Genomic DNA, 24,478 nt, shown 5'->3' with positions numbered 1-24,478 from the left:
GATTGGTTATTTATGCTTTATCGAAAAATCAAACAGTTTATTGCCCTCCCTGTCGTTGTAATTGTAGTTAAGCTCTACATTATGTTTTCTAAAAGCTTCCATACTATTGTCAGTATCAATTCCCTTTTGGGCATTAACTTCAAGTCTGTTTTTGGCCTCTTTTAAATTGACTTTATTATTAGCAACATCCAGCGTATAGTAATATTCAATACTAAGCGGATCTTTTTCAAAAACCGTACTATCTAATGTAGTTATCCTGTCTACCTTAACCGGGCACTCCTTATTAATTTCGGTTACCATGTCAGCAAGCTTCTTTTCAGGATTATCCCTAAACATATTGGCTGCCAAAACGGCAACAAAACTCCCCATAAAAACAGCCACAAAGGCTGCTGTCTTATTTTTCTTTTTTTCCTGATTCATTAAGTAAGGAATTCCAATACCGTATCAGTTATAAATTTAATTTGCTCGTCATCAAGCTCAGTATGCATAGGTAATGACATTACCTCATCAACCAGTTGATTGGTCACGGTAAAATCAGCCTCATTATATCTTTCGTCAAGGTATGCTTTTTGCCTGTGTAACGGTATAGGATAGTAAATTGCACAAGGAATGCCTTTTTCCTGAAGGTGCTTCATTAAAGCATCTCTTTGTCCGTTAAGTATCCTTAAAGTATACTGGTGGAATACATGGCTGTCTTTATCTCCTTTTGTAACCGGAGTAACAATATTAGCATGGCCTGCAAAAGCCGCATTGTATTTATCGGCAGCAGCCTGTCTTGCTTCATTGTATGAATCCAGTAACGGAAGCTTAGCATTAAGTACAGCAGCCTGTACACTATCCAGCCTTGAGTTCACCCCTACCACATCATGGTGGTAACGCTCATACATACCGTGGTTCACTATACCTCTTATTGTATGTGCCAGTTCATCATTATTGGTAAAAATAGCACCACCGTCACCATAACAACCTAGGTTTTTTGACGGAAAGAAAGAAGTAGAAGCCACATCACTTATAGCACCAACTTTCTTTTTAGATCCGTCGGCATATTTATAGTTTGCTCCTATAGCCTGTGCATTATCTTCAATCACATACAGGTTGTGCTCTTTAGCAATTGCCGAAATAGCCTCCATGTTAGCAGCCTGACCAAAAAGGTGTACCGGAACGATGGCCTTTGTTCTTGGGGTAATTGCATTGCGAATTGCTTCTATAGAAATATTAAAAGTATCCGGTTCCACATCTACCAATACCGGTGTTAGCTGCAATAAAGCGATAACTTCTACCGTAGCGGCAAAAGTAAAATCGGCAGTGATAACTTCATCACCCGGTTTAAGCCCAAGGCCCATCATGGCAATTTGTAAAGCATCGGTACCGTTAGCACACGGGATAACGTGTTTTACACCAAGATATTCTTCTAAATTCTTTTGGAACTCATGTACCTGAGGTCCGTTTATATATGCGGTATTGTCTAAAACTTCCTGAATGGAATTATTTACTGTATCTTTGATTTTATCGTATTGACTCTTAAGGTCAACCATCTGTAATTTTCTCATCTGCCTGTTAAATTTAAGCCATAGCAAAACTACTAATTTAATGGCTGCCTGCCAATGAAAATAATATAAAGTATTAATTTAGCCGCTCAATATTTCTGTTATGTTTTTTCTGTACAACCTGCTTACCCTACTTGCCGGATTCCTATTAAAAATCGTTGCACTTTTTAGCCACAAAATCAGGCTTTTTGTAAACGGAAGGAAAACCGTTTTTAATACTCTGCAACAAAATATAAACCCGCAGGATAAAACCATTTGGTTTCATTCGGCATCACTGGGCGAATACGAACAGGGGCTACCGGTTATGGAGAAGATAAAACAAAAGTATCCTGACCATAAAATTGTACTTACGTTTTTCTCCCCGTCGGGCTATGAGATACGTAAAAACACCAAAGCTGCCGATGTGGTAGTATACCTACCGCTGGACACTGCCGCTAACGCCAAAAAATTCATGACGCTGGTACATCCCGATATGGCTTTCTTTATTAAGTATGAGTTTTGGCCCAATTACCTTAAGGAGCTTAAAAAATCTAACACGCCTACTTATCTTATATCGGGACTTATGCGTAAAGACCAGGTATTCTTTAAATGGTATGGAGGTTTTTACAGGAAAGCACTGCAAACCTTTACCCGCTTTTTTGTTCAGGACAACAGCTCTAAAGAACTGCTGCAGGGCGCTGGCTTCCATAATGTAATGATAAGCGGCGACACCCGTTTTGACAGGGTTAGCGAAATACTGGAACGTGACAACTCTCTACCTTTTGTACAGGAGTTTAAAAACAACAAAATTACCATGGTCGCAGGTAGCTCATGGCCAAAAGACGAAAGTATGTTTGTTGATTTTATTAATTCGTCAAATAACACTAAATTTATAATAGCTCCACACAACATAAAAACCGAGCAAATACAGGAACTTAAAAAAAGTATTACTAAGAAAACCGTACTGTTCTCTGAAAAGGAAGGTAAAAATCTTGCCGAATATGATGTTTTTATTATTGACACCATAGGCATATTAAGTAAAGTATACAGCTATGCCGACCTGGCTTATGTAGGTGGAGGGTTCGGGACTTCGGGACTGCACAATATACTGGAACCTGCCGCTTTTGGCATCCCAATCGTGATAGGCCCTAACCACAGTAAGTTCCCCGAGGCAATTGCCATGACACACATGGGCGGATGCATTGCCGTGAAGGACAAAACAGAGATGGAAGAAACGCTTTCATCCCTTGTATATGATGATGACTACAGGCACGAAAAAGGCCATATTGCAGACACTTTCGTTTCCATGAACCGCGGAGCGGTAAAACGTATTATGAGTAACATTTCTAACTAATGCCCATTACCTTCAAACCCGTAAGGGTTACCGATATTGACCGTACTGTTGCCATGATGCAGGATTTTTATGCCATAGATAATTATCCTATAGATTCTTTTGTTTCCAAATCACTCCTAAAGGAGTTTATAGACAATGAAGAACTGGGCAGAAGCTGGCTTATTTTAAATAATGATGAGGTTCTCGGGTATGTAATTCTCACCTTTATTTTCAGTTTTGAATACAAAGGCCGCATTGCATTTCTGGACGAACTATACATAGCACCCGCAGGGCGTGGTAAAAGCATAGGCAAACAAACGGTAGATTTTATACACGAACAGGCGCTTAACCTTGCCATAAACGTAATTTACCTTGAAGTAGAAGGACACAATACCATAGCCCAAAAACTATATCTCTCTAAAGATTTCACCATACACAACCGCAAGCTGATGAAGCTTACCGTAAAAAATAAAAAATAGTTTCAGTTTGTCATTTTGAGTGTAACGAAGTGAAGTCGAAAAATCTCAATGTTTTATAATAAGAGATTTCTCCTTTCGTCGAAATGACATATACCCTGAAACTACTTTTATAGCTTTATAATAAAATTTATTCCGGCATTAAGTGCGTAGAGACAGACATGCGGTTCCAGCCGTTAATAACTACTATTGCAATGATAGCTACAGCAATATATTTCTCCCCTAAAAGATTCACAGCATCTTCATAAGTACTATCGCTAACACGCCCTGTTATGTTTGTAACCTCTTCGGTAAGGGCAAGCAACGCTCTTTCTTCAGGAGTAAAGTAATTGGTATCCCACCATGCATTAAGTGCATAAATACGTTTTTCGGTTTCCCCGTCATTCCTCGCTTCTTCGGTATGCATATTAATACAAAACGCACAGCCGTTTATTTGTGAAGCTCTTATCTTAATAAGGTGTTTATGAGCTTGAGTAAGTTCACTACCGTTAATGTATTTTTCCAACCCAAACATGGCTTTGTAGGCATCGGGCGCTACAACTCCTAAATTCATTCTTGTTTTCATAATAACTGTATTTTAATTTGTTAAGACAAAGTTCCTATACAGCCGTTACAAAAAACTTAAAGTAGTTTAAGAAAACATATTTACCCCTTTTTTGCCCTTAGCATACTTAAAAATTCGGGCGTAAAACCAAGGTAAGATGCCACAAGGTATTGCGGAACCCGCTGCACAAATTCGGGATAGTGCTCCGAAAAATGCCTGTAGCGTTCTTCTGCCGAAAAGTTAAACATATAATGGGTACGCATAAGAGAGGCAGCATAAGCTTTTTCCAGCACCAGCCTGAAGTACCTTTCCATTTGCGGAAGCTCCTTTAAAAGCTCTTCCTGCTCTGCTGCATCTATAACTATAATTTGGGCAGGCTCTACAGCCTGTATACTACATTGGGTAGGCATATTAGTATTAAAGGTAAAATAATCAGTAATCCACCATCCCTCTATAGCAAAATGAATTACCTGCTCCACTCCCTTCTCATTAAGAGTATACATTCGCACCACGCCGCTGTTTACAAAATACTTGCCTGTACATATTTCGCCCTGTTCCAGCAGATGTTTCTTTTTAGCATACTCCTCTATTTTCAGGTAAGAGCACAACATCTTTTCCTCCTTTGGCGAGAGGAGTACAAACCGTTTTACATGGGTAATTATTTTATCGAACATTTTTAACAGATTACCAATAATACCGAAAGATATAACACATATAGCAAACAAAAACACCAATAATGCTATTTTGTTTCAAAAATTGTAACTTGCGTCCACTAAACTTTTTTAAGAAACACTATGAAATTTTTACGACTGCTTGTCCTTTTACTGGTAATCCCTGCCTATGCACAACAGGGAGGCATGTGGATACCGTCCCTGCTTAAAGGAATGAACGAGAAAGAAATGAAAAGCCTGGGCATGAAAATGTCGGCTTCAGACATTTATGATGTAAACCATTCCAGCCTTAAAGATGCCGTACCTCAGTTTAACGGAGGATGTACATCGGAAGTTATATCACCAAACGGACTGTTATTAACCAACCACCACTGTGGTTATGGCGAAATACAGGCTCACTCTACCGTAGAGCATGATTACCTTACCGATGGTTTTTGGGCTATGACACTGGAAGACGAACTTCCAAACCCGGATCTTGAGGTTACCTTTATAGTAAAAATAGAAGATGTGACCACACAGATTCTAAACGGAACATCTACCATTACCGACGAACAAGCAAAGCAGAAAAAAATTCAGGAAAATATAGCTAACGTAACTAAAAATTCGCCTAAAGAGAGCTGGCAGGAAAACAGGGTGCGTACTTTTTATGAAGGTAACCAGTACATGCTTTTTGTAGTAGAATCGTATACCGATGTTCGCCTTGTGGGTGCACCTCCGTCATCAATAGGTAAATTTGGTTCTGACACTGATAACTGGGTATGGCCAAGACATACAGGAGACTTCTCTATGTTTAGAATATATGCCGATAAAAACAACCGTCCGGCTCCCTATTCTAAAGATAATGTACCATACAAACCTAAGCACTACTTCCCTGTATCTATAGGAGGAATTCAGGAAGACGACTTTACACTTGTTTTCGGTTATCCGGGAAGAACTACAGAATATCTTCCTTCGGTTGCCGTAGAGCAGATTTTAAGCAGCCTTAACCCTGCAAAAATCGAAATAAGGGACGAAGCCCTAAAAGTGACTGATAGCTTTATGAGAAGGGATCCTGCCATAAAAATACAATATGCAGCAAAATATGCCCGTATTGCCAACTACTGGAAAAAATGGATAGGCGAATCTCAGGGTCTTGAAAAAACCAATGCCGTAGCTGCTAAAAAAGCTTACGAGAAAAACTTTATACAACAGGCTAACAAAACCGGAAAACAAAATGAGTACGGTAATCTGTTTAACGACTTTGAGTCAAAATATAACGAAATTGCACCTTATGCTCTTAGCAGGGATTACTTCCTTGAGGTTGTATTAAGAAATACCGAACTGCTAACTGTAGGTTTCAGGTTATATCAGTTAGAGCAGGTATATAATATGAGAGGAGAACAGTCGTTTAACGACCGTAAAGGTAATACCCTTGCTGCCCTTGAAGGAACTTACAAAGACTTTAATAAAAACGTAGACGAAAAGGTATTTGAAAAGCTTATCGAATTATATGCTACAAAATCACCTAAACAGTTCTTACCGTCCGGACTTATTAATGCCGATTATAAGCTTTTAACCAAAAACATTTACGGCGAATCAAAACTTACCAGTTACGATGGTGTTAAAGAACTTTTAAGCGGCGACGCTAAAGAGGTTATGGAAAAGCTGAACAATGATAAAGGCTTCCAGCTTGTAAAAGCCATATCAGACTCTTTCATTGCCAATGTAAACCCTAAATACGAGCAGATAAACTTAGAGATAGAAGCATTACAACGTACCTATATGAAAGGTATTTTAGAACTTAGCCCTAAAGATGCCCGTATTTTCCCTGATGCTAACAGCACACTAAGAGTAACCTATGGTAAGGTTAAAGGGTACTCTCCAAGAGATGCTGTTTACTACGAACCTGTAACTTACCTTGACGGTGTTATGGAAAAATATGTACCGGGTGATTACGAGTTTGATGTTCCGCAAAAACTTATCGAGCTTTACAACAAAAAGGATTTCGGGCAGTATGATGAGAACGGAAAAATGCCGGTATGTTTTATAGGTACAAACCACACTACAGGAGGTAACTCGGGTAGTCCTGCCATCGACGCTAAAGGGAACCTTATCGGGTTAAACTTTGACCGCGTTTGGGAAGGTACTATGAGTGATATTTATTACGACCCTTCTATTTGCCGAAATATAATGGTAGACATGCGTTATGTACTGTTTATTATAGATAAATATGCAGGTTGTACCCGCCTTATTGACGAGATGGAAATTGTAAATAAAAGAAAAAAATAAGGGTTCGGGTTAACCTTACAAAAACAAAGTGAACGGTTAAAAAACATCTTTAAGAATCTTTTTAAGAACACGGCAACAAAACCCCTGTGTTTATGCCGAAAACGATGTATTTAAAAGCCTGAATTTCAAGCATAAAAGATTTTTAAAAATTTTAGCACTATTTATTTTGTGATGTCAAAAAATTTATATCTTTGCTTCGAATTAATAATTAACCTTTATAATTTAGTAAGATGAAAAAAGTTGTTTTAAGTCTAGCTGTTATGGCTATGATCTCTTTCGTTTCTTGTAAAGAAACTGCAAAAGAAGAAGGTACAGAAGCTCAAACTGAAGTAGAAGCTCCAGCTGCTGAAGAAGTAGTTACAGAAGAGCCAGCTGCTGAAGTTGCTAACGATACTGCTCCTGCTGCAGAAGAAGTTCACACTGAAGAAGCTCACGCTGAAGAAGCTGCTCACTAAGATTTTAGTAAGTAAAAGCATAAAAGCCCCGCAACTGCGGGGCTTTTCATTTTAGTAAACCTAACAAACACATCAAAATCAAAATTTGATACTTTACTTGCTACAGTCCGGCTATGCTTAGTATTGTAACCTGCTGCAACAGGCCAAAATCACAACCGGATTTGGCAATATATTTTTAGTCTTTTCAGTTTATTTTATAATGGCAAAAAAGGGAATGTCGCGGATAAAACCTCCTTTAACCTGTTGACATTAAGTACCCCCATCCCTTAAAAAATACCATTTAAAAAGGTTACCAAATTGTTAAATCAGGATTACTGTTCTTTAACCTTCTAAACATAACCTTTCAGTAAAACTAGCACATAAAAAAACTGCCTTCGTTATGAAGACAGTCTTATGCTTTTCTTTATAAAATACTGAATCAGGTCGTGGTATAAATCCTTATAGTTTGTTAGTTAATGCTTCCTATAATAACATTGTTACCAAAGTCACACTGACTGCAGCCATCGGCACCAAAAAGTCCGTCAGTACCCTTACAGGCAGCAAAATTCCAGAAGTCACGTGTACGGAAAAGAGGCCCTTTACCGGAAGCTCCCCATGTACCGCTAAAGTTAAACTCGGTTTTTTCGCAAGACATAGCTACCAAATCATTCCAGGTACCATATTCGTCACCTGCATCAGCAGGGTTTCTGTAATCACCATAGTAAGTACACTCGTAACCAAAGAAGCTTGAAGAACGTGAGTTATGGTACATACCATGTGCTTTTTTACCCACATAAGCAACTACCCTGGTACCTGTAGATACATTTCTCCAGTCTTTAGTATACCAGCCACCGTGCTGAAAATAAGTAACAGTAATTATTTTTTGAGTCGATTTTTTAACCTGTAGCACAATATGCTCCCAGTCATAATCGTGACCTCCCTGCCCTATTGCACAAGGCTCCTGGCGTTTGTAAGTAAACCAGTATTCGATAAAAATCTTATCAGAATCAGACGGGTGCTCCTGCACATCATAATAAGTAGGAAAAATAGGCACTGTAGGTGCTGTTGCATCTGTAAGTGCAAGCTGACCTTCACACACTTTACCTGCATTGGAAGAACTAGACCATACCGCCTCTACAGAAGCAGGATAATCAGGTGCCGCACGGTCAAATTTAACAAGCGGAGCAAACTGGCTCGCCCAGTTAGCAGCAGTACTACCACTTACTTTTGTAACACTCTCGCTACAATTACAGTTTAAAAACGGATGAACATTAGTAACTTTTGTATTAAAGGCTACTGTGTTGGTTTCTTCTGTTTCCGGAGTGGAACATTTAACAAAAACAATTGCACTGAACGCTACGATCAGTACTCTTAGAAAATTGGTTTTCATCTTTATAAAAAATTTTTTAGTTGGTTTCAGATTTATAATCTGATTCAATATTTTATAAAGAAGATTTTTACCACGACACTGCAAATAACAGCATCTAAAATTAACTAAGTGTCTGCTAAATATTTATAAATCATTACCATTAAGTTAAGTAGACAAATATTTTTAATTACTAAATCCTATAATCACCTTGATAAGAACGCCGAAATTTAATTACGGGTAAAACAAAAGCCCCGCTGTAGCGGGGCTTTTTATTATATAGATATTACTTTAAAGCTTTTTTTATTGCTTTTCGCAGAGAATCTATTCCTCCCTCAGTATATCCTGATTTCACTTTAATCAAATTACCATCTTTATCGTAAAGAATAACCGTAGGAAACAAACTTACACCTAAGCCTTCATAAATGTTTTCACCAGTTCTGTAAGTAGATAAATAATTCATCTTTTTATATTCGATATATTCAGTTACATCTTGCTGATCATCAATATGATTAACCCCAATAACAACCAAATCATCTTTAAATTCACCCTGTAGCTCAATTAATCCGGGTATAGACTTAACACAATATTTACAGGTCCTGTACCAAAAATCAAGTAATACTACCTTACCTTTTAGCCCCTTAAGCTTAACTGTTTCCCCATTATTAAGTTTTAACTCCAAATCAGGGATGTGTTTTATATCTTTTTTTGTTTGAGCACTAACAGTAAAGAGGCCAAATACAGTAAAAAAAAGACTCAATATAATTGTAAAAGAAACTTTTCTTCTCATCGTTATTTAAATTAGAATTAGTTTATTGACACCTTATTAATTTTCTCTTTAAACACTTTGTATCGTTCTGCTAAGTTGACAGTCTGATCTTTATCAACTTTAAATTCCTCTCGAGAAATTTCAGGGTTTATCGAGAGGTATTCAAATTCATAATACTCATACTCCTCCATGTTCTCCCACTGCCAAAAAGATGAACCGCCCGCAGGCAGGTAATCTGATTTACCTATATAAAACTTTTCAACCCTATTCCTAGCATCTTCATTATCCTCAAATTTAACTGTAATACAGTAAACCGCTTTATTATTAATCACTTCTTCTGTTATCAAAACATTTAGAGCCTGCGAATCACCTTTACCGGAAGGTTTCCTTAATGCAAAATGTTCTCCCAACAACAGGAAATTATAATTATGCACTATTTGCTCTAATCTTCTCTTACCTTTAACTATATAAGACTCTCTGTAAACATCAAGAGAATCTATCAACTTACTTAAATAAAATGCCCTTTTACCATCATATCTCATATGCGCAAAACCTTTACCGTATGATGAAGCATATTCTTTATCCACAATATGGTAGGCTTTCAATCTGTCTTTAGGAGCAATATACAATGAACATATAGCAGTGGTATAAGTAGTATCTTTTTCTGAAAGTCCCTTCTTTTTATGATCTATTTTATAGACCACAGTATTAACTTTCTCAGATGATTCAAGCACTTTTTTAATTACCTCAGCCGAATCTGTTTTTGAAAGCTGTGATTGGGCATTAGCCGTAAATGAAGTCAATAAGGCCATTACAAAGCCCGATAGGAAACATAAATATTTTCTATTCATAGTTTTGGTTTAAATGGTTAGCAATGTCGATAATGTAAATTGAAAGTATTGTTTTCGGGTATTTTGAAAACTATCTGCATAAGAGCAGGAATAAGCCTAGGGATTACGCAGTAAAATGCCGGTTGGCAAAATAAGTACTTCATAAGGTGTGATTGTTTGGCTTGCAATAATACAACAAAACCTGTACCATAAACACAAAAAAACATCACTTTTACCTATTTTATCTCAAAATATGGCAAACAAAAAAAGCCTGAACTTCTGTTCAGGCTTTATAGTACTCAAGGCGGGACTTGAACCCGCACGGGCATTACTACCCACTGGATTTTAAGTCCAGCGTGTCTACCAATTCCACCACTCGAGCATTTTGGTAGTATTTGAGCGAAAAACGGGGTTCGAACCCGCGACCTCAACCTTGGCAAGGTTGCGCTCTACCAGCTGAGCTATTTTCGCATTCTTACAATCGCTGTTTATTGCTGTATTGCGGTGCAAATGTAGCACATTTATTCAATTCTGCAAGCGTTTTTCTAAAAAAAATTAATCAAAAAATATAACCTGTTGATAACGTTAATTTTAAAATTAAAACTTTTTTAAAGGTTTTATTTCACCAGCATTCGCTTAATCTCATTCAGCTTCATTAGCGCTTCTACAGGAGTCAGTGTATTAATATCGAGATTAACAATTTCCTCTTTTATTTCCTCCAGTAACGGATCATCAAGATTAAAGAAACTCAATTGCAGTTCGTCGTCATTAGCGGCTTTACCACTGGACAGTGCTTCACCCGAATGGTCTTTCTCCAGTTTTTTAAGCAGCTTTTGTGCTTTTTGGATAACCGTTTGTGGCATACCCGCCATTTTAGCCACATGTATACCAAAACTATGGGCACTACCTCCTTTTACCAGTTTACGAATGAAAAGCACATTATCCTTAAGCTCTTTTACCGAGACGTTATAGTTTTGAATACGTTCAAAAATATCCTGCATTTCGTTTAGCTCATGGTAATGGGTCGCAAAAAGGGTTTTAGGCTGCGCCGGATGCTCGTGCAAAAACTCGGCTATGGCCCATGCTATAGAGATACCATCATAAGTACTGGTACCTCGACCAATCTCATCCAGCAGGATAAGGCTTCGGTCTGATATATTGTTAAGAATAGAGGCCGTTTCATTCATCTCTACCATGAAAGTAGATTCTCCCATAGAGATATTGTCTGAAGCTCCTACACGGGTAAATATTTTATCTACCACACCCATCCTAACACTTTCAGCCGGAACAAAACTCCCCATTTGAGCCAGCAATACAATAAGTGCCGTTTGCCTTAGTATGGCCGACTTACCCGACATGTTGGGCCCCGTAATCATTATAATTTGCTGCGAGGTTCTGTCCAGATAAACATCGTTAGTGATGTAAGGCACATCTACCGGAAGCTGTTTTTCGATAACCGGGTGACGACCTTCCTTAATTTCAAGATCATGGCTATCATCTATATCAGGACAAACATATTTGTTTTCCATTGCCAGTTGTGAGAACGACGACAGGCAGTCCAGTTGTGCTACCAGCCCGGCGTTTAACTGTACCGGCTTAATATAAGAGGCAATCCACACTACCAGCTGTTCAAACAATTGTGTTTCCAGTTGGTGTATTTTTTCCTCAGCTCCTAAAATTTTAGCTTCATATTCTTTAAGCTCTTCGGTAATATAGCGTTCGGCATTTACAAGAGTTTGTTTCCTTATCCATTCTGCCGGAACTTTATCCTTATGCGTATTACGTACCTCTATATAGTAACCAAATACATTATTAAAGGCTATTTTAAGTGAGGTTATCCCTGTGCGTTCAGACTCACGTTTCTCAATACCCTCCAGGTATTCCTTACCCGAATAGGCAATACTGCGAAGCTCATCCAGTTCTGGATGTACCCCTGTTGCAATGGCATTACCTTTATTTATGGATACCGGAGCCTCTGGGTGTACCGTAGTTTTTATTTTCTCCCTTAACAGGTCACAACTGTGCAGGCTGTCACCTATCGCTTTAAGAGCTTCGTTATCACTTTTAAGCGCAAGCTCCTTTACAGGTACAATAGCATCAAGGGAATCTTTAAGATAAATTACCTCCCTTGGCGACACTTTACCTGCTGCTATTTTAGAGATAAGCCTTTCAAGATCGGATATTTGTTTTATCTGTTGTTGTATCTCTCCCAGCACACCGCTGTTTTGAGTAAGGTAAGTTACTACCTCGTGCCTTGCCCTTATTTTATTGGCATCCTTAAGCGGAAGTGCCAACCATCGTTTTAACAGCCTTCCTCCCATTGGCGAAAGTGTCCTGTCTATAACATCCAGAAGCGTAACCGCATTAGGGTTGGTGCTGTTATAAAGTTCAAGATTACGTATAGTAAAGCGATCCATCCAAACATAAGCATCTTCTGCAATACGCTGAATGGAGGTTATATGCTGCACTTTTTTATGCTGTGTTTCAGAAAGGTAATACAATACCGCACCCGATGCAATTATACCTTCCTGCAGTTCCTCTATACCAAAACCTTTAAGGGAATTGGTTTGGAAATGACCGGTAAGGCTTTCAAAAGCGTAGTCTTCCTTATACACCCAATCTTCCAGAAAGAAAGTATGATAATCTTCTCCAAAGGCCTGCCTGAAATTACTTTTCTCCTGTTTGGAAACCAGTACCTCACTCGGACTGAAGTTTTGCAGTAGTTTATCGATATACTCCTCATTACCCTGAGCGGTTAGGAATTCTCCGGTAGATACATCAAGGAACGAAACGCCTAATGTTTTTTTACCAAAGTAAACCGATGCCAAAAAGTTATTGGACTTGGCACTTAGCACCTCATCGTTCATGGAAACCCCCGGTGTAACCAGTTCGGTCACCCCTCTTTTAACGATGGTCTTGGTCATTTTCGGGTCTTCTAACTGATCGCAAATCGCCACTCGGAGTCCTGCCTTAACCAATTTAGGCAAATAGGTGTTTAACGAGTGGTGCGGAAACCCTGCCAGCGCCGTTTCGGTTTCGCTGCCGTTTCCTCGTTTAGTTAGCACAATACCTAAAATACCTGCAGTCCTTATGGCATCTTCTCCAAAAGTTTCATAAAAATCACCCACACGAAATAGCAGGCAGGCATCAGGGTATTTTACCTTAATGCTGTTATACTGCTTCATTAACGGGGTCTCTTTCGCTTTTTTCTCTTTTGTTGCCAAGGGAAGTATTTTTTTCTGATTGAACTAAAGGGCGAATTTAATCAAATTCCAAAAAACTTAGGGCACACTGTTAGCAAATGGTGGATAATTAAATCACATAAATATGATTACTTTTGCAAACGGAAATTAAAACGGAACGATGAGAAAACTGGCAAACAGCGAACTGAACAGAAAAAGTATTGAAGATTTTAAAAAAGCAGACAAAACTCCTGTAATTATTATTCTTGATGATATAAGGAGCCTACACAACATTGGGTCTGTTTTTCGTACTGCCGATGCCTTTCTTATCGAAAAAATTTACCTGTGTGGTATTACCGCTACTCCTCCGCACAAAGAAATTCACAAAACAGCTCTTGGCGCTACCGATACCGTAGCCTGGGAGTATCAGAAAAATGTAACCGATGTTATTACTTCCCTGAAAGAAGAAGATATAGAAGTATGGGCTATTGAACAGGTGGATAATGCTGTTTTCCTAAACGACTTTACTCCTGAAACCAATAAAAGGTATGCTCTTGTTTTTGGCAACGAAGTTAAAGGGGTTTCGCAGGAAGCCATAAAACTTTGCGATGGCACTATCGAAATTCCGCAATTAGGAACTAAACATTCCCTCAACATTTCGGTAAGTACAGGTATTGTTGTATGGGATATCTTCCAAAAACTACAACATTAATACCCAGAAAACGTTTTTTTGCTACTTTTACGGGATGAAGTCCCATAAATCCGCATTTTTAGTTCTTATTGTATCCTGTTTTTTTGGCGTTATCGCAAAAGCTCAGGACAACCCTCCTATACTTACAGCCACCGGCGACCAAATATATTGTCCCGGCACTCCGGCAAACATTGTCAGCACTTTTAACATTACTGATACCGATGATACCGAAACCAATGCCATTTACATACAAATATCATCGGGCTACGTAAACGGACAGGATGTACTTTCGCTAAACACAACCATACCTAATATTACCAGCAGCTGGAATTCCTCATCGGGTAAACTTACCATTGAGGGCGTAGGTGGGCAAAGCGTACCCTACAGCAGCCTTATCACTGCCGTACAAAATGTGGTTTATAACAACACATCAGCCAATCCAAATGGCACAAGAACATTTTCCATAACCATAGGTCAGGCTAATTATCTCCCTTCTACCGATCATTACTATCAATATATTCCATCAATAGGCATTAGCTGGACAGCCGCCAGAGATGCTGCCGAAAATACTACCTATTACGGATTACAGGGCTACCTTGCAACCATACTATCGTCAGAGGAAGCCCAACTGGTAGGCGAACAGGCTACCGGAACAGGATGGATAGGCGGAAGTGATGCGCAAACCGAAGGTGTTTGGAAATGGGTAACAGGCCCCGAGACCGGAACTACCTTTTGGAACGGAGGCGTAAACGGCTCCACACCAAACTTTGCTTTTTGGAATACGGGAGAGCCTAACAATCAGGGTGAAGAAGATTATGCTCATATTACAGCTCCGGGCGTAGGAATACAGGGATCATGGAACGATTTGCCCGTAAACGGAAGCACCGGAGATTATGAACCTAAAGGCTATATAGTGGAATATGGAGGCATGCCGGGAGACCCTGTATTACAAATATCTGCCAGTACAACACTTACTATACCTATTATTACAAGCACTACTGATGCTACTAATTGCGGAGAAGGCAGTGTGACATTACAGGCGGAAGCCGAAAATGGAAGCGTATACTGGTACAGCACAGCAATAGGCGGAATACCTATTGCTACAGGCGACAGTTTCACCACTCCTTCATTAAGTACAGAAACGGTTTATTATGCCTCTGCATTTAACGAAACCTGTACCACTGCAACAAGAACAGCAGTTACAGCAGCAATTACACCAATACCAACATTAACGGTTAACCAACCTACCCCTATTTGTGGCGAGGGCACCACATTACTGGAAGCAACGCCTTCGGCGGGGACAGTACAATGGTACACTACTTCAACAGGTGGTTCTCCCTTTGCTACAGGCAACAGTGTTACTAGCCCTGAAATAAATACCGAAACCACTTTTTATGCCGAAGCAGTAAACAACGGATGTCGCTCTGAAAACAGGGAAGCTGTTGTTGTTACTGTAAACGAATTACCCGATACGGAAGAAAATGAAGAAGTAGTGTTTTGTGAAAACAGTCAGGTTATTCTTGACGCTTCCGCTAGTAATGTCGCTTACCTGTGGTCTACCGGAGAAACAACAGCCACGATAACCGTAAACCAACCTGGCACCTACACTGTTGAATATACCAATACAGCAGGTTGTACCGCAACAAAAACATTTATTGTTACAGCACTACCGGCACCAAATATTGAGAGGGTCGTTGTGAATACCACCAATGCTACAATAGTAATGACTGAAAATGACCCTGAGAACTACGAGTATTCCCTTGACGGAATTCATTACCAGTCTAACAACATATTTATCAATCTAAATGCGGGTTCGCATGTGATATATGCCCGTTCACTAAACGGATGTGGTATTGATGTTCAAAACTTTTATGTCCTGCTTATTCCTAAATACATAACCCCAAATAACGATTCGGTTAACGATGTATTTACTATAGCAGGTATGGCAAACTACCCTTATGCTACCATTACGATATTTGACCGTTACGGAAAAATAATCACAAGGCTAAACAGTCGTAACCGTAGTTGGGATGGCACCTATAACGGGCGCAACCTTCCGGCAAGTGATTATTGGTATGTAATACAGTTAGACCCTACAGAACCAGAGATAAAAGGACATTTTGCGTTAATCCGCTAAAGTATGTTGCCTAATGGTATTAAGTACTGTTAGGTAATCCTGCTGATTGTTCACAAAATCGAGTTCGTCAACATCAATTACCAGTATATTAAGGTCTTTTTGCAGTCTTATGTACTCCATATAGCCATTATTAAGTCTGGCTAAATAATCTGGCTGAATATCCTGTTCGTAAGATCTACCGCGTTGTTTTATCTGTTGTAGCAGGGCATCAGTTTTTCTGTAAAGGTAAATATACAAATCAGGCTTTGGAGTTTCCTCATTTATAATATCAAAAAGCTTTTGGTATAACGTGTATTCATCTTCCGTTAGGGTAACTTTGGCAAATATCAGGGACTTGAAAATATGATAGTCAGACACCACAAAATCACTAAATAAGTCCAGTTGTGACATATCGTCTGAAAGCTGTTGGTGCCTGTCGGCAAGGAAAGACATTTCAAGAGAAAAGGCATAACGCGCCGGTTCTTTGTAGAACTTAGGCAAAAACGGATTATCGGCAAAACGCTCCAGTACAATCTTCGCATTAAAATCCTCGGCAATTCTTCCTGCCAGTGAGGTTTTCCCTGCTCCTATATTACCTTCAATAGCCATATAGTTCACTCCGCCAAACCCAATATCACTAATAGGGTTACTTAGTTGTAAAACCAACTTACAGTTACTGTCATCAGTCGATTGCGCTATAAGAGCATCAATATCTTTTTTAAGCACCGGATGCTCCCAGTATGGGCTTACATCTTTTAACGGGTACAATACAAAATTCCTATCCTGCATTCTTGGATGTGGCACTATTAAGTCGGCTTCCGAAATTACTTCATTATTAAATGCTATAATATCTATATCAATAGAGCGGGCACTGTAACCTTCCTCTTCGGTTCTTATCCTGCCAGCTTCGATTTCAGCTTTCAGTATTTCATCTAATAACACTTTAGCCGATTTGTGGGTATGCACCATAATGGCACAGTTGTAAAAATCATCGCTCTCAAAGCCCCACGGCGGAGTTTCATACAATCCCGACACCCTTACCACCGTAGCGATATGGTTATGGATATGATTAATACATGCCTCTATATGCTGCTGCCTGTCGCCCTGGTTGCTCCCTAAAGATAATATGGCCTCGTTTTGAAATTTCATAGGCTGCAAAGTAACTAAAACAATTTTAAAGGCAGTTACATTTAAAACCTGTGTTAACAAATTTGCATCACATCTTTTTAATATTTTTTAAAATTCTACCTTTAACAACTGTAACACTTTTAGTACATATGCTACTTATATACTACACAATAAAAAAATAGTACCATGCAATTTTTAAAAAACATTTTATCAACCGTAATAGGCATATTTGTATTTTGCCTTCTTTCTTTCTTCCTATTGCTATTAATAGGTATTGCTGCCGCAGCAAGCGGAGGTAACGAAGATGTTGTAACCGTAAAAGACAACTCTGTTATAGAACTTAATATTGAAGATGTACATAATGACTATGCCGGAAAATTTTATAACGACAAACTTTCTTTTTTAAACGATACGCCACACGACGGACTTATAAATATCCTTAACGCTATCGAGTCGGCTAAAACAGACGACAAAATTAAAGGTATCACTATCACCAACAGTGCAGTAGGTCTTGGTATTGCCCAAAACAAAGCGCTAAGAGATAAACTTGAAGATTTTAAATCATCGGGTAAATTTATCGTTGCCTATTCAGATAATTTCAGCCAGTCTGACTACTACCTGAACTCGGTTGCCGATACTATCTACATGAACCCTGTAGCCGACCTTGACTTTAAAGGGCTTTCGTCTGAAATAATGTTCTACAAAGACTTTCAGGAAAAAACAGGTATCAAAATGGAGGTAATCCGTCATGGTAAATATAAAAGTGCCGTAGAGCCTTTCCTTAGCAACAGCATGAGTGATGCCAACAGAGAGCAGATATCAGAATTGCTGGGATCAGTATGGGAATCGGTAGTGAATGATATTTCTAAAAGCCGTAACATACCGGTAGACAGCCTAAACAGTATTGCTAACAAACTTGCTGCCCGTACTGCCGAAATGGCTAAAAACACCAAACTTATTGATAAAGTAGGTTATGAAGACCAATACCGCGACGGTATTAGACATGCACTTAAAGTTGCTAAAAACGAAAAATACAACTCGGTAGACATTGTTGATTATGCTGAGGCCAACTCAATAAGCGACTTACTTAACACTGCCGACGATGAAATTGCAGTTGTATACGCACAGGGAGAAATAAGAAGCGGTGAAGGTTCACTGGATATAATAGGCGAAGGTGCTATGAGAAAAGCCCTTAAAGAAGCCCGTGAGAACGATAATGTAAAAGCTGTTGTACTTAGAGTTAACTCTCCCGGAGGTAGTGCACTAACATCTGAGTTAATATGGAGAGAAGTAGAACTTACAAAACAAGTAAAACCGGTTGTAGTTTCTATGAGTAACTATGCTGCATCGGGCGGATATTATATTTCATGTGGTGCTAACAGGATTTTTGCCGAACCGGGCACTATTACAGGTTCTATAGGTGTATTTGGTATGCTTCCTAACGTAAGCAAGTTAGCTAACAATATGGGGATACATACTGAAAAAGTAAGTACTCACGATAATGCTTCAGGATACAGCCTGTTCACTCCGCTTGAAGATGACACAAGAGCTATTATTACTGAAGGTGTTGAAAACATATACAACACTTTTGTAAATCGTGTGGCTACCGGAAGAAACATGACCTTTGAGCAGGTAGACTCTATTGCACAGGGACGTGTATGGTCGGGCAAGGATGCTCTTAACAACGGACTTGTAGACGAAATAGGCGGACTTGATGCTGCTATTGCTTATGCAGCTCAACTGGGAGAAACCGAAAATTACAAAACCGTAAACTATCCTGAATACGAAATGACATTTGACAAATTCCTTGCAGGTAAAAGCGGACTTCCTTTTGCACAGTCTAAAGAAGATATTATAAAAGAAGAAATTGGCGAAGAGAACTACATAATGCTGCAACGCATAAGAAGAATAAACCAACTTAGAGGTAATCAGGTAATTCTTCCTTACGAAATAACAATCAGATAATTTACGTTATAAATCTTTATTTGTATTTTTAGAGCTTCTAACTAAATATTATGATCAAGAAAATTTTAAAATGGGCAGGTATTATCCTGCTCATCCTCATTATTGCACTGGTATCTGTGCCATTCCTTTTTAAAGACAAAATAAAGTCTATGGTCACCAAGGCCATTAACGAACAGGTAGATGCTACCGTAGCGTTTGAAGACGTTAGCCTTAGCCTGTTTAAAAACTTCCCGATGGCAAACGTATCGGTAGACAAGCTGAGCATTATCAATAAAGCTCCGTTTGAAGGCGACACGTTGGTATACATGGGTAATATAGACCTTACCATGTCGGTTAAGGAATTATTTAAAGGCGAAGGCGAACCTATGAATCTTGAATCGCTTTCTACAAAAGACGGTATCATTAACATCCTTATCAACAAAGACGGTGTAGGTAATTTTGACATCGCTTTAAAATCAGACAAGGAAGACACCTCGGGTGATGATAGCGAAAGCAAACCGTTTGCCCTTAACATGCAGGATTACAAAATTGAAAATCTTCGATTTAAATATTATGACGAAGGTTCTAAAATCAAAATGGTTATAGACAGCCTGAACCACGAAGGTAAAGGTAACTTTGCAGCTTCTAAATTGGATCTTGACACCAAAACATCGGCTAAACTTTCCCTTGATATGGACAACACCAATTACATGAGAGATGTTGTACTTAAGCTGGATGCAGTATTAGGTATTGATTTAGAAAACAGCGTTTATACATTTAAAGAGAACAAAGCATTTATAAACCAGCTTCCACTGGAGTTTGATGGTAGTGTGGCACTTAAAGACGAAGGACAACAAATAGACCTTACCTTTAAAACCCCTACCTCATCATTTAAAAACTTCCTTGGACTTGTACCGGAGGCTTATTCGGGCAACCTGAGTTCGGTTCAAACAGAAGGCGACTTTACTATTGACGGTAAGGTAAAAGGACTTAACGGCGAAAACAGCATCCCTACATTTAATGTAGCTATTGCTTCAAACAATGCTTCGTTTAAATACCCTGACCTTCCGAAATCAGTAGAAAATATTGTTATAGATACCAAAATCATAAACGAAACAGGTATACTTAACGATACTTATGTAAACCTTGACAAACTGTCTTTCAGGATAGATCAGGATATATTCAATGCTAAAGCAACTATTAGAAATATAATTGACAATGCTCTTGTAAATGCCGACCTGAACGGAACCATTAATCTGGCTAACGTAGGCAAGGCTTACCCTGTACAGTTAGACACTCCACTATCGGGAATACTAAAAGCAAACCTTTCTACTAAGTTCGACATGCAGTCGGTAGAGAAGAGTGAGTACGAAAAAATGCAGAATAACGGTAGCATGAGCCTTTCGGGCTTTACCTACTCGGGAGAGGGATTACCTAACCCAATAGATATTACCCAGGCAAGTATCCAGTTTAATCCTAGCAGAATTACCCTAAGCGAGTTCAAAGCTAAAACAGGAAAATCAGACATTGCCGTATCAGGTACGCTTGATAACTTCTACGGATTTATATTTAAGGACCAAACCCTTAAAGGTAACTTCGACATGAACTCTAACCAGTTAGTGGTTGCTGATTTCATGGCTCCGGAAATCGAAACTCCTGCCACTAAAACAGAAGGCGAAGCAAAAACAGAGGCTAAAGCTGCAACGGCATCATCATCTGAAGCGGTTAAAATACCTGCTTTCCTTGACTGTACCATTACTGCAAAAGCAAACACTGTAGTTTACGACAACCTGAACCTTAAAAACGTATCGGGTAAAATGGTTGTTAAAGATGAAGCTGTTGCACTGCAAAATATCAGCACTGATATATTTGGCGGCAAAATAGGGTTTAACGGTAATGTTTCTACCAAAGCTGCTACGCCAACATTTAAAATGGACCTTTCACTTAACGCTCTAGATATTACTCAGTCATTTACACAACTGGACATGCTTAAATCCATAGCACCTATAGCAAATGTTATAAGCGGTAAAATAAACTCAACCATAAACCTGTCAGGTAATCTGGATAGTAAGGAAATGACTCCTGACCTTAACAGTCTTACCGGAGACTTAGTGGGACAATTACTTAACACCAGCGTAAACAAGGAAAACTCAAAAATGCTTACAGCACTTGACAGTAACCTGAGCTTTATTGACATTGATAAGCTTAACATCAATAACCTGAAAACATACCTTAGTTTTGAAAATGGTAAGGTTAACATCAAACCTTTCAACATTAAGTATCAGGATATTAATGTACAAATAGGCGGGCAGCATGGTTTTGACCAGTCTATGAATTACAACATTGCCTTTAATGTTCCTGCAAAATATTTAGGCAGTGACGTAAATAAACTGATAAGCTCACTAAACGGCACCGATGCCAGTAAAATTATTATCCCGGTTAATGCTGTGGTGAGCGGCAGCTTTAACAACCCTAAAGTTAGCACTGATCTTAGTAAAGCAATAGGTAACCTTACCAAACAGCTTGTAGACCAGCAAAAAGACAAACTGAAACAACAGGGAGAAGACAAGGTTAAAAATGCTCTTAACGACCTGTTAGGCGGTAATAAGAAAGAAGAGGAAAAAACAGACACATCTGCAACCTCTAAAGAAAACACAACAAATACCCAAACGCAGCAAACTGCCGAGGATAAAGCTAAAGATGCCGGTAAAGAATTAATAAACGGTCTCTTTAAAAAGAAAGATAAGAAAGAAGAATAAATAAAAAAGTCCCGCCAATGGCGGGACTTTTTTTATAATGATAATATCATTATTATACAGTAATAATCACTTCAAAACCTTCGTTAGACCTTACGTTAAACACAGTACCGTCTTCAAATATAAGGTACTGCCCCTTCACCCCCATAAGCTTACCACTATAAGAAGGATTTTTGGTTAGGTTAAGACTGCTTATTTTGGCAGGGTATTGTAATACCGGATATTCCAGTGTATACAAATGCTCTGGAGTGGTATCAAAATACTCCTTCACTTCATCCGGCAGCAACTCTTTTATTTCATTCCTTTTACCAACCAAATCAATTGGCGGCACATGGTTAACCAACATTTTTTTCCAGTTTATCTTGTCGGAAAAATGATCTTTTAAAGCCACCTCGGTTATACCTGCCAAGTACCTGTTTGGCACTTCTACAATAGGAATAGCCTGTGATGCCCCCTGGTCTATCCAACGCGTAGGAATCTGCGATTTACGGGTAACCCCTACTTTCATATCGCTTGATGATGCCAGGTATACAATATGCGGTTGTAACTGTGCCTTTTGCTCAAATTCCAAATCCCTGTCGGCTATACCTAAATGAGCCGTACTCAGTTCCGGGCGCATAATCCAGTCACCTGCCTGCGGAATCTTGTAAAAACAGTCATAACAAAAGCCCATTCTGTAAATCTTTTTGTTCTTACCACAGTTAAGACACTTAAATCCCTGAAAATTAATCTCAAGATCTCTGCCCAATAACTGGTTCATATTCAAAAAGCTATTTTCAAACACCAGATAATACTTTATCGGGCTGCCCGCTTCTGTCTGCATTTTTGTTAGTACACCTTCGTATTGCATGGAAAATTTAGTATTTTTATGGCATAAAGATACTATAAAATATGGCTTTGGCGATTATCAATTCGGTTGCTTCGTGGATTTTGAAAAAAAGGATCCATCAGATAGAATTGTTTCTAAAATATCCTAACGAAGTACAGGAAGAATTGCTTCATAACCTTATCCGGTGGGCCGAAAACACCTCTTTCGGTAAGAAATATGATTTTTCATCCATAAGGAATTACAGCACTTTTGCCGAAAGGATACCTATTTCCACCTACGAGGATTTAGAACCACTTATTGAGCAAACCCGACGAGGAGAGCAAAATGTAATTTGGCCTACACAGATAAAATGGTTTGCTAAATCGAGCGGCACAACCAATGCCAAAAGCAAGTTTATACCTGTTAGTCCCGAAGCATTGGAGGATTGCCATTACAAAGCTGCAAAAGACCTATTATGCCTTTATCTAAACAACAATGAGGATGCGCAGCTGTTTACCGGAAAAAGCTTAAGACTGGGAGGCAGCAAACAGTTATATGAGGACAACAATACCTTTTTTGGTGACCTTTCGGCTATCCTAATTGAGAATATGCCTATGTGGGCGGAGTTTAGCAGTACCCCAAGTAATAAGGTTTCTCTTATGAGCGAATGGGAAAGCAAACTATCGGCCATTGTAAAGGAAACCACAAACGAAAATGTAACCAGTTTTGCCGGAGTCCCTTCATGGATGCTTGTTTTAATGAACAGGATACTGGAAGAAACAGGAAAAGGCAATCTGCACGAAATATGGCCTAATGTAGAAGTATACTTCCATGGTGGGGTGAGCTTTGAACCTTACCGCGACCAATACAAAAAGATACTGCCAAAAAGTGATTTTAAATACTACGAGATCTATAACGCCTCTGAAGGCTTTTTTGCTATACAGGACAGTAACGACAGTGACGAACTGTTATTAATGCTTGATTATGGCATTTTCTATGAATTTATCCCTATGGACAGCTTTGGGAAACCAAATCAAAAAGCAGTTCGACTTGCCGATGTAGAGCTGAATAGAAATTACGCCGTACTTATCACGACCAACTCGGGGTTATGGCGATATCTTATTGGCGATACCGTACGCTTCACTTCGCTTAACCCATACCGCATAAAGATAACCGGAAGAACCAAACACCACATTAATGTTTTTGGTGAAGAACTCATGGTAGAAAATACCGATAGGGCTATAGCCAAAGCCTGTAACATTACAGGTGCAGATGTGGTAGATTATACTGTTGCTCCTATTTTTATGGACGGTAAGGAAAAAGGCGCGCACGAATGGATTATTGAATTTGGCAAACATCCGGAAGATGTGGAAGCCTTCAGAAAATATCTTGATGAGGCATTACAGTCACTCAATTCTGATTATGAAGCCAAGCGCTACAACAACATGACTCTTAACCCTCTTGTTCTTAACGTTGCAAGACCTAAGCTGTTTTACGACTGGCTTAAAGCACAGGACAAACTGGGCGGACAACATAAAATACCACGACTTTCTAACGAGCGTGATTACCTTGAAAAACTAAAGTCTATGCAAATAGCCGATGTAAAAGCATAAATACAACTGTTAAATAATCAGCT

At 39.0% G+C, this 24,478-nt stretch carries 19 protein-coding genes and 2 tRNA genes; 9 read left to right on the top strand and 12 right to left on the bottom strand.

Annotated elements, in window-relative coordinates; genetic code table 11:
* Positions 1-6: 6 nt before the first annotated feature.
* Together V3Z67_RS12970 and V3Z67_RS12965 are read right to left on the bottom strand one after the other, a co-directional pair.
* Positions 7-420, bottom strand: a complete 414-nt coding sequence (locus V3Z67_RS12970) for a hypothetical protein (RefSeq protein ID WP_330443708.1) — start codon at positions 418-420, stop codon at positions 7-9.
* A complete protein-coding gene (locus V3Z67_RS12965; RefSeq protein ID WP_330443707.1) occupies positions 420-1,550 on the bottom strand; it encodes a DegT/DnrJ/EryC1/StrS family aminotransferase in 1,131 nt (376 codons plus the stop codon). The genes V3Z67_RS12970 and V3Z67_RS12965 overlap by 1 nt, the downstream gene beginning before the upstream one ends.
* Before the next feature lie 100 nt (positions 1,551-1,650).
* Between V3Z67_RS12965 and V3Z67_RS12960 the strand changes: the two genes are divergently transcribed.
* Both V3Z67_RS12960 and V3Z67_RS12955 read left to right on the top strand, forming a co-directional pair.
* Positions 1,651-2,880 (top strand): 3-deoxy-D-manno-octulosonic acid transferase, encoded by a 1,230-nt coding sequence (locus V3Z67_RS12960; RefSeq protein WP_330443706.1) that lies wholly within the window; start codon positions 1,651-1,653, stop codon positions 2,878-2,880.
* Entirely contained in the window at positions 2,880-3,338 is a 459-nt protein-coding gene (locus tag V3Z67_RS12955; protein ID WP_330443705.1) for a GNAT family N-acetyltransferase, read from the top strand. Before V3Z67_RS12960 ends, V3Z67_RS12955 begins: the two co-directional genes overlap by 1 nt.
* A 127-nt stretch (positions 3,339-3,465) precedes the next feature.
* Here the strand turns inward: V3Z67_RS12955 and V3Z67_RS12950 are convergent, their stop codons facing one another.
* Positions 3,466-3,900, bottom strand: coding sequence for a carboxymuconolactone decarboxylase family protein (locus V3Z67_RS12950; RefSeq protein ID WP_330443704.1), 435 nt, complete (start codon positions 3,898-3,900; stop codon positions 3,466-3,468).
* A gap of 80 nt (positions 3,901-3,980) precedes the next feature.
* The gene (locus V3Z67_RS12945) at positions 3,981-4,553 is read right to left on the bottom strand and encodes a Crp/Fnr family transcriptional regulator (protein ID WP_330443703.1); all 573 of its coding nucleotides are present in this window, start codon (positions 4,551-4,553) and stop codon (positions 3,981-3,983) included.
* 120 nt (positions 4,554-4,673) lie between these two features.
* Here V3Z67_RS12945 and V3Z67_RS12940 point away from each other — a divergent pair, with 120 nt between their 5' ends.
* Positions 4,674-6,818 (top strand): S46 family peptidase, encoded by a 2,145-nt coding sequence (locus V3Z67_RS12940; protein WP_330443702.1) that lies wholly within the window; start codon positions 4,674-4,676, stop codon positions 6,816-6,818.
* A gap of 230 nt (positions 6,819-7,048) precedes the next feature.
* The gene (locus V3Z67_RS12935; protein WP_330443701.1) at positions 7,049-7,273 is read left to right on the top strand and encodes a hypothetical protein; all 225 of its coding nucleotides are present in this window, start codon (positions 7,049-7,051) and stop codon (positions 7,271-7,273) included.
* 448 nt (positions 7,274-7,721) lie between these two features.
* Here the strand turns inward: V3Z67_RS12935 and V3Z67_RS12930 are convergent, their stop codons facing one another.
* The 6 genes from V3Z67_RS12930 to mutS all read right to left on the bottom strand — a co-directional run bounded on the left by V3Z67_RS12930 (position 7,722) and on the right by mutS (position 13,441).
* Complete coding sequence (locus V3Z67_RS12930; RefSeq protein WP_330443700.1) at positions 7,722-8,642, bottom strand: NPP1 family protein; 921 nt, start codon at positions 8,640-8,642, stop codon at positions 7,722-7,724.
* Positions 8,643-8,904: 262 nt separating this feature from the next.
* Positions 8,905-9,408, bottom strand: coding sequence for a TlpA family protein disulfide reductase (locus V3Z67_RS12925; protein WP_330443699.1), 504 nt, complete (start codon positions 9,406-9,408; stop codon positions 8,905-8,907).
* A gap of 17 nt (positions 9,409-9,425) precedes the next feature.
* Positions 9,426-10,238 (bottom strand): hypothetical protein, encoded by an 813-nt coding sequence (locus V3Z67_RS12920; RefSeq protein WP_330443698.1) that lies wholly within the window; start codon positions 10,236-10,238, stop codon positions 9,426-9,428.
* A 275-nt stretch (positions 10,239-10,513) separates the two neighbouring features.
* A tRNA-Leu gene (locus V3Z67_RS12915) sits at positions 10,514-10,599 on the bottom strand.
* Positions 10,600-10,615: 16 nt separating this feature from the next.
* Positions 10,616-10,688: transfer RNA gene (locus tag V3Z67_RS12910), tRNA-Gly, on the bottom strand.
* Positions 10,689-10,834: 146 nt separating this feature from the next.
* A complete protein-coding gene (gene mutS / locus V3Z67_RS12905) occupies positions 10,835-13,441 on the bottom strand; it encodes a DNA mismatch repair protein MutS (RefSeq protein WP_330443697.1) in 2,607 nt (868 codons plus the stop codon).
* A 139-nt stretch (positions 13,442-13,580) separates the two neighbouring features.
* On the opposite strand from mutS, the gene V3Z67_RS12900 reads away from it, so the two are divergent.
* Both V3Z67_RS12900 and V3Z67_RS12895 read left to right on the top strand, forming a co-directional pair.
* Positions 13,581-14,111: an RNA methyltransferase gene (locus V3Z67_RS12900; RefSeq protein WP_330443696.1), complete on the top strand. Its 531-nt coding sequence runs from the start codon at positions 13,581-13,583 to the stop codon at positions 14,109-14,111.
* Between the two features lie 34 nt (positions 14,112-14,145).
* Complete coding sequence (locus V3Z67_RS12895) at positions 14,146-16,227, top strand: Ig-like domain-containing protein (RefSeq protein ID WP_330443695.1); 2,082 nt, start codon at positions 14,146-14,148, stop codon at positions 16,225-16,227.
* Here V3Z67_RS12895 and folK read toward each other — a convergent pair.
* The gene (gene folK / locus V3Z67_RS12890; RefSeq protein WP_330443694.1) at positions 16,216-17,355 is read right to left on the bottom strand and encodes a 2-amino-4-hydroxy-6-hydroxymethyldihydropteridine diphosphokinase; all 1,140 of its coding nucleotides are present in this window, start codon (positions 17,353-17,355) and stop codon (positions 16,216-16,218) included. The genes V3Z67_RS12895 and folK overlap by 12 nt on opposite strands.
* Positions 17,356-17,520: 165 nt before the next feature.
* Here folK and sppA point away from each other — a divergent pair, with 165 nt between their 5' ends.
* Both sppA and V3Z67_RS12880 read left to right on the top strand, forming a co-directional pair.
* On the top strand, positions 17,521-19,299 hold the full coding sequence (gene sppA, locus V3Z67_RS12885; protein WP_330443693.1) for a signal peptide peptidase SppA: 1,779 nt from the start codon (positions 17,521-17,523) through the stop codon (positions 19,297-19,299).
* Positions 19,300-19,349: 50 nt separating this feature from the next.
* The gene (locus V3Z67_RS12880) at positions 19,350-22,037 is read left to right on the top strand and encodes an AsmA-like C-terminal region-containing protein (RefSeq protein ID WP_330443692.1); all 2,688 of its coding nucleotides are present in this window, start codon (positions 19,350-19,352) and stop codon (positions 22,035-22,037) included.
* Between the two features lie 52 nt (positions 22,038-22,089).
* On the opposite strand, the gene V3Z67_RS12875 is transcribed toward V3Z67_RS12880, so the two are convergent.
* The gene (locus V3Z67_RS12875) at positions 22,090-22,884 is read right to left on the bottom strand and encodes a DUF2797 domain-containing protein (protein ID WP_330443691.1); all 795 of its coding nucleotides are present in this window, start codon (positions 22,882-22,884) and stop codon (positions 22,090-22,092) included.
* Between the two features lie 41 nt (positions 22,885-22,925).
* Between V3Z67_RS12875 and V3Z67_RS12870 the strand changes: the two genes are divergently transcribed.
* On the top strand, positions 22,926-24,455 hold the full coding sequence (locus V3Z67_RS12870; protein ID WP_330443690.1) for a GH3 auxin-responsive promoter family protein: 1,530 nt from the start codon (positions 22,926-22,928) through the stop codon (positions 24,453-24,455).
* Positions 24,456-24,478: the final 23 nt, after the last annotated feature.

The sequence above is a fragment of the Flavobacterium sp. C4GT6 genome (assembly GCF_036347315.1).
Taxonomy (GTDB): Bacteria; Bacteroidota; Bacteroidia; order Flavobacteriales; family Flavobacteriaceae; genus Flavobacterium.
The sequence above is the reverse complement of the archived record's forward strand: the minus strand, read 5'-3'. Positions and strand labels throughout refer to the sequence as shown.